This window comes from uncultured Intestinimonas sp., assembly GCF_944387725.1.
In the GTDB taxonomy this organism is placed as follows: domain Bacteria; phylum Bacillota; class Clostridia; order Oscillospirales; family Oscillospiraceae; genus Intestinimonas.
Window position 1 is genome coordinate 1 of sequence record NZ_CALXGA010000083.1, and the last position, 8039, is coordinate 8039.

7 protein-coding genes are annotated in these 8039 nt (G+C 59.0%); 2 read left to right on the plus strand and 5 right to left on the minus strand.

Translation table 11 applies throughout. The features are described 5' to 3' along the window. The 3 genes from Q0K09_RS09810 to infC all read right to left on the minus strand — a co-directional run. Nucleotides 1–142: 50S ribosomal protein L20 (locus tag Q0K09_RS09810; protein ID WP_294475788.1), on the minus strand; the 142-nt coding region annotated here is incomplete at its 3' end. A gap of 33 nt (nt 143–175) precedes the next feature. Then, the gene (gene rpmI / locus Q0K09_RS09815; RefSeq protein WP_130850464.1) at nt 176–385 is read right to left on the minus strand and encodes a 50S ribosomal protein L35; all 210 of its coding nucleotides are present in this window, start codon (nt 383–385) and stop codon (nt 176–178) included. Nucleotides 386–404: 19 nt separating this feature from the next. Continuing rightward, nucleotides 405–926 (minus strand): translation initiation factor IF-3, encoded by a 522-nt coding sequence (gene infC / locus Q0K09_RS09820; RefSeq protein WP_294475779.1) that lies wholly within the window; start codon nt 924–926, stop codon nt 405–407. 310 nt (nt 927–1236) lie between these two features. On the opposite strand from infC, the gene Q0K09_RS09825 reads away from it, so the two are divergent. Together Q0K09_RS09825 and ychF are read left to right on the plus strand one after the other, a co-directional pair. Next, complete coding sequence (locus Q0K09_RS09825; protein WP_294475781.1) at nt 1237–1521, plus strand: heavy metal-binding domain-containing protein; 285 nt, start codon at nt 1237–1239, stop codon at nt 1519–1521. A gap of 407 nt (nt 1522–1928) precedes the next feature. Beyond that, nucleotides 1929–3023, plus strand: a complete 1095-nt coding sequence (gene ychF / locus Q0K09_RS09830) for a redox-regulated ATPase YchF (protein WP_294475783.1) — start codon at nt 1929–1931, stop codon at nt 3021–3023. A 150-nt stretch (nt 3024–3173) separates the two neighbouring features. Here ychF and Q0K09_RS09835 read toward each other — a convergent pair whose 3' ends face one another. Continuing rightward, a complete protein-coding gene (locus Q0K09_RS09835) occupies nt 3174–5168 on the minus strand; it encodes a fructose-1,6-bisphosphatase (protein ID WP_294475785.1) in 1995 nt (664 codons plus the stop codon). A gap of 545 nt (nt 5169–5713) precedes the next feature. Then, entirely contained in the window at nt 5714–7534 is a 1821-nt protein-coding gene (locus tag Q0K09_RS09840) for a methyl-accepting chemotaxis protein (protein WP_294475786.1), read from the minus strand. Between the last annotated feature and the right edge of the window lie 505 nt (nt 7535–8039).

Below are 8039 nucleotides of genomic sequence, written 5' to 3' on the forward strand. Positions count from 1 at the left end.
TGTAGGCGTACTTCAGGGACTTCATGACCTGCTCGTTGGCCATCTTGAAGTGCTTGCTCTTGGCGCCCCAGTAGCCCTTGGCCAGCTTGAGGATTTTACTTCTTCTCTTGCGCGTCATCATCGCGCCCTTGACTCTAGCCATTTGATTTGCCTCCTATAGTATGGTGAAAGATTCTTATTTATAGGGAATCATGCGCTTAATGGCGGGCTCGTTGGTCTTGTCCGCGTAAGCGCCGGCGCGGAGGCCTCTCTTGCGCTTGGTGTCCTTGCCGTGGCCGTTGAGCAGGTGGGATTTGAAAGCGTGGGCACGCTTGACCTTGCCGGTCTTGGTGAGGCTGAATCTCTTTTTCGCGCCGCTGTGGGTCTTCAGCTTGATCTTAGCCATATCTGTTGACTCCTTTTCGTTACTTTTTGGCGTCCTTGGAGACCTTCGGGGACAGGAACATGTTCATGTGGCGGCCGTCCAGCTTGGGGTCCTTGTCCATGACGGCCACCTCGGCGCAGTCCTCCGCAAATTTCAGCAGAAGCTTCCGGCCGATGTCGGTGTGGGCCATCTCCCGGCCGCGGAATCGGACGGTGACCTTCACCCGGTTGCCCTCGGCCAAAAACTTTTGGGCGTTGCGGAGCTTGACGTTAAAGTCGTTGACATCAATGCCGGGGGACATACGCACCTCTTTGATCTCCACGACGCGCTGATTCTTCCTGGCTTCCTTTTCCCGCTTGGACTGCTCGAACTTGAACTTTCCGTAATCCATCAGCTTGCAGACTGGGGGATTGGCGGTGGGGGAGATTTTCACCAGGTCCAGGCTGGCCTCCTCGGCCCTGGCCAGAGCCTCCCGGGCCGGCATGATGCCAAGCTGCTCTCCCGTCTCGGAGATCAGCCGCACTTCCCGGTCCCGGATCTCGTCGTTGATCTGATGACTCATGTTGCTGATACGAAAGCACCTCCTAAATTCTAGTCAAAAAAAGACGGACACCCGGAAGGGTACCCGCAATCGACAAGGTAAACCGCGCCGCAGGGCGGCGGAATGTTTTCCATGTTGACCTCTTTGCCAGCGGCTGGAGGTGAGGACGGGGGTACCGCTCCTACTTTATTTTGCTGAAATAGTATACCAGTACATGGCGGCTTTGTCAAGGCTTTTTTGAAAAGCCTCCGCGCCGTCCGGCCGGTTGACAAGTCCGCCGGGAGTGGTTATCATGAAACCAACAAATCGCTGACACAGGAGGAAAGCAGCTATGGTTTTGACCACCACAGAGCGCATCTCCGGCCTGGAGATCGAGACCCTGGGCCTGGTCCAGGGGAGCGCCGTCCAGGGCCCCGGCCCGGCGGAGGACGGCGAGGAGGTCCATGACTGGGCCGGGCGGCTGAACGAGGCCCGGTCCCTGGCCACCCGGCGCATGGTGAAGGAGGCGGAGTCCCTGGGGGCGGACGCGGTTGTCTGTGTGCGCTACAGCACCGCGCTGCTCACCCAGGGGGACGCCGAGGTCCTGGCCTATGGCACGGCGGTGAAGTTTCTATAAGGGGACAACCACGGTGCGCTCACCGCAATATCCGCGGTGTCCAAATCCTCAGTTTTGTGCAAAATTACATTTATGAGACGGGCGCCGGCAATCAACGGTTGCGATTGAAAAAACGGAGTCTTTGTGCTATACTTCATAGTTGCGCTGGGCTCTTTTTGAGTGAGAAAGGAGTCCATACAATGGGAAAAATCTTAAAGGCAGAGAATATGGAAAGGGCATCTGCCAGAGAACGGATGTTTAGGGCTTGCTTGATAATTGGCGATGTACCCGGCGGCGAGGGATTTTGGGCCGCTGGCTGAGTATGTTGACATGTTTCAAATAAGCCCTAAGAAAAAAGGTGCAGGCAAAATAAAGAGAAAGGCGGAAAGCCCGTAAAATCTAGGCTTTCTGGATAGGTAAAGATAGATATGAAATTAGGAATCGTGGGGCTTCCCAATGTGGGAAAGTCCACCCTGTTCAACGCCATCACCAACGCCGGCGCGGAGAGCGCCAACTATCCCTTCTGTACCATCGATCCCAATGTGGGCATGGTGGCCGTCCCCGACAGCCGCCTGGACTGGCTCTCGGCGCTTTACCACCCCAAGAAGACCACCCCCGCCGTCATCGAGTTTGTGGACATTGCCGGGCTGGTGAAGGGGGCCTCCAAGGGAGAGGGCCTGGGCAACAAGTTTCTCTCCAATATTCGGGCCACCGACGCCATTGTCCATGTGGTCCGCTGCTTTGACGACCCCAACGTCGTCCATGTGGAGGGCTCAACCGACCCCCTGCGGGACATTGAGATCATCGACATTGAGCTCATCATGGCCGATATGGAGATGGTCCAGCGCCGCCTGGACAAGTGCGCCAAGCTGGGCAGGACCGGGGACAAGAAGGCTGCCCATGAGGCACAGGTGCTCCAGGGCCTCATGGACTGGCTCAACGAGGGCAAGTCTGCCCGCTCCTACGAGTGCGAAGAGGAGGAGGCCGCCCTCATTGCTCAGTCTGAGCTCCTCTCCCTAAAGCCGGTGATCTACGCCGCCAACCTGGACGAGGCCGGCTTCTCCGACTGCCAGAATAACCCCTATTACCAGCAGGTGGCCCAGGTGGCCGCCCAGGAGGGGGCGCAGGTCATCCCGGTCTGCGCCCAGCTGGAGGCCGAAATCGCCCAGCTGGAGAGCGACGAGAAGGCCCTTTTCCTGGAGGACCTGGGCATCTCCGAATCCGGTTTGGACCGGCTCATCAAGGCATCCTACGCCCTGCTGGGCCTCATCTCCTACCTGACCTCCGGAGAGGACGAGTGCCGGGCCTGGACCATCACCAAGGGGACCAAGGCCCCCCAGGCCGCCGGCAAAATCCACTCCGACTTCGAGCGGGGGTTCATCCGGGCGGAGGTGGTCTCCTTTGAGGACCTGAAGGCCAACGGCTCCATGGCGGCCGCCAAAGAGAAGGGGCTGGTCCGCTCCGAGGGCAAGGACTATGTGGTTCAGGACGGGGATATCATCCTCTTCCGCTTCAACGTATAGAGCTTATTTGAAACATCGCAATGTGCCCAGCGGTGAGAAAAGCTGGAAGAGCGCCATGTCCGGCGCTCTTCCAGCTTTTTGAGGGGTATCTTTTGGAATTGGGCCCGAAAATCCCATCCTGCGGCAGGGTCTGACACATGGGGAAAGGGCTCAAACCCGGTGGTCCTCGAGAATTTCGCCCATGCGGTAGGCGTGGAGGAGGGCCTTCAGGTCGTCCACCTGCTGCTGGAGTTCGCTGCCAATGTCCGTGCCGGCGATCTTCACCCGGCGCTCCATGCGCTCGAAGACCTCCGAGGTGGAGGCGATGTCCTTGTTCTCCTTGATGGCCTCCTGCCTGCCGGAGAAGGGCCTGTGGGAGACAATGCGGTAGCAGTTGGAGTTGTAGATGAGGGTGTAGCCGGCGATGCCGGTGGTGGACTGATAGGCCCGGCACAGGCCGCCGTCAATGACAATGAGCTTGCCGCTCCCCTTGAAGGGGCTCTCCCCCTTCTTGGACTTGACGGGCATGTGTCCGTTGATGATGTGGCAGTGGGGCCCCGCCAGGCCGAACTCAGCCAGGAGCATGTCGCAGACAGCGGGGTCATTGTAGAAGGTGTAATAGGCGTTCTTGGGCTCGGTCCAGGCCGACTCGTCCTTGATGAGCCGCCGCTCAAAGGTGGTCATCCGGTCCCGGCCGAAGAGGGGGGAGTTGCGTCCGCACCAGAGGAACCACAGGAAATCCTGACCGGCGATCCGCTCGGGGGAGCCGGGCTTGGCGTAGTAGCCCTGCCGGGCCACCATCTCGGCGTGCTCCAGGAAGGCCCTGCCCCCCAGGTTTTTACAGCCCACCATGCTGAACCTCATGATCTGCCCGTCGCAGGTGAGGGGGATGCAGCCGTGGAAGAGGAGATTGCCGTTGAAGACCTTGTAGAGGGAGCCCTTGGTGTAGAGGAACCGGACGTGCTTCTGGAGCTTTTCGCTGCGCTGGAAGGACTCGGTGAGCTGGTCGATGACCTCGTCCTCCTCGGGGGAGAGGTCGTAGGGGTGCTCCCGGTCCACGGTGGGGAAGTTGGTGTCTGCCAGGTCGTACTTGACTCCCTGGATGGTGATGCACTTGTGCTCATAGTCGATCTTGTCCAGCAGCAGACGGTCCTCCATGCCGAAGCCGGGGTTGCGGAGGATTTTCTGGCCCTCCAGCTTGAAGAGGATGATGGTGATGGCCTTGTGCATCCGGGCGGCCAGGGTCTTGTCCTTTTCGGTGTAGGCGTCGGCGTCGTCCCCGGCGAACTTGGCGGCGAAGCAGGAGCAGTCGCAGTCCCGGTAGACCTCGTTGGCGAAGATGGCCAGGGGCCGCAGGGAGATGCCGTAGCCAGTCTCGATGACCTCCAGGTTATTGTAGTGAATGGAGTTGGACAGGACGGTGGCCACCAGGGTACGGCTGCCGGTGGCGGCCCCCATCCACAGCACGTCGTGGTTGCCCCATTGAATGTCCACGTTGTGGTGGTCCATCAGGGCGTCCATGATGATGTCGGCCCGAGGGCCCCGGTCGAACATGTCCCCCACCATGTGGAGCCGGTCCACCACCATCCGCTTGATGAGGTTGCAGACGGCCACAATAAAGCCCTCAGCCCGGTCAATGTCGATGATGGTTGAGATGATGTTCTCGTAGTAGTCCCGCTTGTTGTGAAACTCGTAGTTGGTGTTGATGAGTTCGTCGATGATGTAGGCGTACTCCTTGGGCAGGGCCTTTCGGACCTTGGAGCGGGTGTATTTGGAGGTCACCAGCCGGCACACGTCGATGAGCCGGTGGAGAGTAATGCGATACCACTCCTCCAGGTCCTGGGTGTGGGCGGCCACCTCGGAGAGCTTCTCCTCGGGATAGTAGATGAGGGTGGCCAGCTGGTCCCGGTCGGCCTTGGAGACGCTGGTGGCGAAGAGAGCGTCCACCTTCTCCCGCACCACGCCGGAGGCCGAGTTGAGGATGTGGAGGAAGGCCTCATACTCCCCATGGACGTCAGAGATGAAGTGCTCCGTGCCCTTGGGCAGGTTCAGAATGGTCTGGAGGTTGATGATCTCACTGCTGGCCGCCTGGACCGTAGGGTACTGGCGGGCGAGCATCTGTAAGTAGCGCAGGTCGGGGGCGGCTTGGACAGTCTTGGCTTTCATCCGTGAATTCCTCCTTTTTCATAGGGCGGCGGCGCCGCGCGAATAAACCACCTTGCAGTTTATTCAGTGGACACTATTGTACCACCTCTCCCGGAAAAAGAAAGCCTGATTTTTGAAGACTTTTCTGCCGTATTGGCGGCTAAAATCGTGTAAAATTACAACAAAAAATGAATATTTTCTTATGAAATAGCGCAAACGGACTATCGGGGCGCCGGGTCCTTTTGAATGACTGTCCTTTGGTTTTCATAGGAAAGCGGCCAGGACAATCTCCGGGCGGCGCTGTTTCTGCAAGCGGGCATCTCAATGTATCTCGCAATAAAATTTACCGGTGGGCCCCCCTGAGGTGAACTGCACCCCATTTGTTAGACAGTATGGTATACTGAATAACAAGTGGGGTGCAGTTCATTCAGAGGAAGCCCACCGGCTTTTCCTGCCTGCTTTTTGCAGGCAGATCAAAGGATATGTTTCCCGGACGCGGGAGGGCCGTCTCTGTGCGATACGGACAGAGACGGTCCTCTTCGGACGCTGGCTTGACGGGCTTCCGATCAGGATGCGGTTCTGTCCGGGTCGATGTACTCCCGTCCAAACCGTCCCGTCTGTTCAGCTTGCTTGTAGGCCTCATTGGCAGCCCTGATAAAATCCGGGTCGTTCCGCTTCTCCGGGGGAATAAAGGCCTCCCCCTGGACCCGCTGGCGCAGCTGGAAGTGGGACATGCTCTTGCGCAGGATTTCAGCCTGATGGTTCATCTCCTGGCTGGACGCGCTGGACTGCTCGCTGATGGCCGCGTTGCTGGAGGCGGCCTCGGCAATCTGATTGATCTGCTCGCTGACCGCAGTGATGCCCTCCATCTGCTCTGCGGAGAGGGCCGACACCCGCTCCACAATGCTCACAATCTGAAGAATCTCATTGCTGATGGCGTCGAATATCTCGGCCGATTCCGATGCGATGGTGCTGCCCTGCTCGGCCTGGTCAATGCTGCTCTGGATGAGGGTCTTGCTCTCCTGAGCCGCCTCCGCGCTCTTCAGCGCCAGAGAACGCACCTCTTCCGCCACAACGGCAAAGCCCTTGCCGGCAGCCCCTGCCCGGGCAGCCTCAATGGCGGCGTTCAGGGACAACACATTGGTCTCAAAGGCGATGTCGTCGATGGACTTCATCACTGCGGAAATGCGCTGCGAGGCCTCTTGAATCCGCATGACGCTGTCCACCAGCTGCTTCATGTGCTGGTTGCTGATCTCGGTGTCCTTCTTGATCTGGTCGGTGATCTGTTTGGCGTGTTGGGCCTGCTCGTCGTTGCGCTGGATGAAGTCGCTGACATGTGCAATGGTGTCGGACAGCTGCTGCACCGCTGCAGCCTGCTCGGTGGCGCTCTCCGCCAGGGAGTGGCTGACGTCGGCAATCTGGCCGGAGCCGGAGGCCACCGTCTGGGCCGCCTCCACAATCTCATTAAACATGTTGTCATTGGACTGCACCAGATGATAGAGGCTTTTGCCCAGGCTGTCCTGGGGGGAATGGATATGGACAAAGGCGGTCATATCCCCCTCGGCCACCCGCTGGAGCACATGTACATTCTGCTCAATGTTGTCGGCCATGGACTGAAAGGCCACCATCATGGCGCCCACCTCGTTGTCCTTGTTCTCCTCCTTCATGCGGCGGAACTCCTCGTCAGCCTCCGACTCCACCATGCCCATGGCCAGCCGGTTGGCCCATTCGGCCATGCGCACCACGGGCTTGGAAATGCGCTTGGCCAGGCGGGTGCCGTACATGATCGCGTAGGCGGCGATGCCCATGGTGACGAGGGCGGTCACGATCAGGCCAATCAGCAGCAGCCCGCGAAAGTCGTTTCTGGCGCTGACTACCTGACGCGCGTAGTAGCCGTCAACTTCATCCAAAATTTGGATAACTTCTTCGGTGTAGGGTTCCACCTCCTGCGCAATCCGGCGGAGGGCGGCGTCGGGATTGGTCTGGCCGAGCTGGAGGATCTCCTCGGCCGTCGCGTGCATCTCTGTGTGGGGCTTCTCCACCTGCTGGACCAGGGCAGTGAGCTCCGGGTCCGACTGAATACTGTTCAGGTTCTGCTGAAACCACTGTCCCAGAGAGCAGGACGCAGGGTCCAGGCTGCCCGAAAACTCGGTCCCGTTCTGGAGGCTGCTGTTCAGCTGCGCACGCCAGACATAGTGGGAGATGATGACATGCTGGATTTCCAGCCGGCTCTCCTCCGCATGGTCAAGGGACTGGTACTCCCGGTACAGGAATCCCTGGAGTCCAAGGGTCACAAGCCCCAGGACGCAGATCAACAGGATGACGCGGATAAAACCCCGCAGAATCTGGGTGTGGAGGGTCTTCCGGCTGCGTGCTTTCTCGTTCATGGCGCGTTCCACTCTCTCCTTTTTTCGTCGTTTTTATCCTTATTTTAGGGGTGTGTTCCCCGTGCTTTCTATAGGCTGCGCTGGGATAAAATATGCTGTAAATTGTGTAAAAATCCGGCGCGTCTCCGCACGTTTCACAGCCTCAAGGGGGCGGCAGGCCGGTTGGCGCCGCCAGGGCCGGGGGGTGCGCACTCCAGGGGGGCTGTGGACGTGAGGCCGGGTGCGGCTCCCGCCTGGCGTCCCGTCCTCCGATGCCTCCGCCGCCGTGGGGAGCTCGATTCTTCTTCTGCATCCGTGCGCCTCCTTATACCGGGCAGGGGACGCCCTGCCCGCTTCCATCTTCCCCCTTTGGGAGTTAGCACTTCCTTTTTATATCATACCATAAAATCCCCCTGATGTACAGGTGAGTTTGGATTAAAATTTGACCAGCTAGGGCTTGTTTGAAACATGTCAACATGCCCAACCGGCGGGGCTTTTGCCCCCTGGACGGCGCAATTTTTCCTTG

What these genes read in the sequence shown, in the direction of transcription:
- infC (WP_294475779.1), bottom strand. Translation starts at nt 926, where the DNA reads ATGAGTCATCAGATCAACGACGAGATCCGGGACCGGGAAGTGCGGCTG.
- Q0K09_RS09825 (WP_294475781.1), top strand. Translation starts at nt 1,237, where the DNA reads ATGGTTTTGACCACCACAGAGCGCATCTCCGGCCTGGAGATCGAGACC.
- Q0K09_RS09835 (WP_294475785.1), bottom strand. Translation starts at nt 5,168, where the DNA reads ATGAAAGCCAAGACTGTCCAAGCCGCCCCCGACCTGCGCTACTTACAG.
- rpmI (WP_130850464.1), bottom strand. Translation starts at nt 385, where the DNA reads ATGGCTAAGATCAAGCTGAAGACCCACAGCGGCGCGAAAAAGAGATTC.
- ychF (WP_294475783.1), top strand. Translation starts at nt 1,929, where the DNA reads ATGAAATTAGGAATCGTGGGGCTTCCCAATGTGGGAAAGTCCACCCTG.
- Q0K09_RS09840 (WP_294475786.1), bottom strand. Translation starts at nt 7,534, where the DNA reads ATGAACGAGAAAGCACGCAGCCGGAAGACCCTCCACACCCAGATTCTG.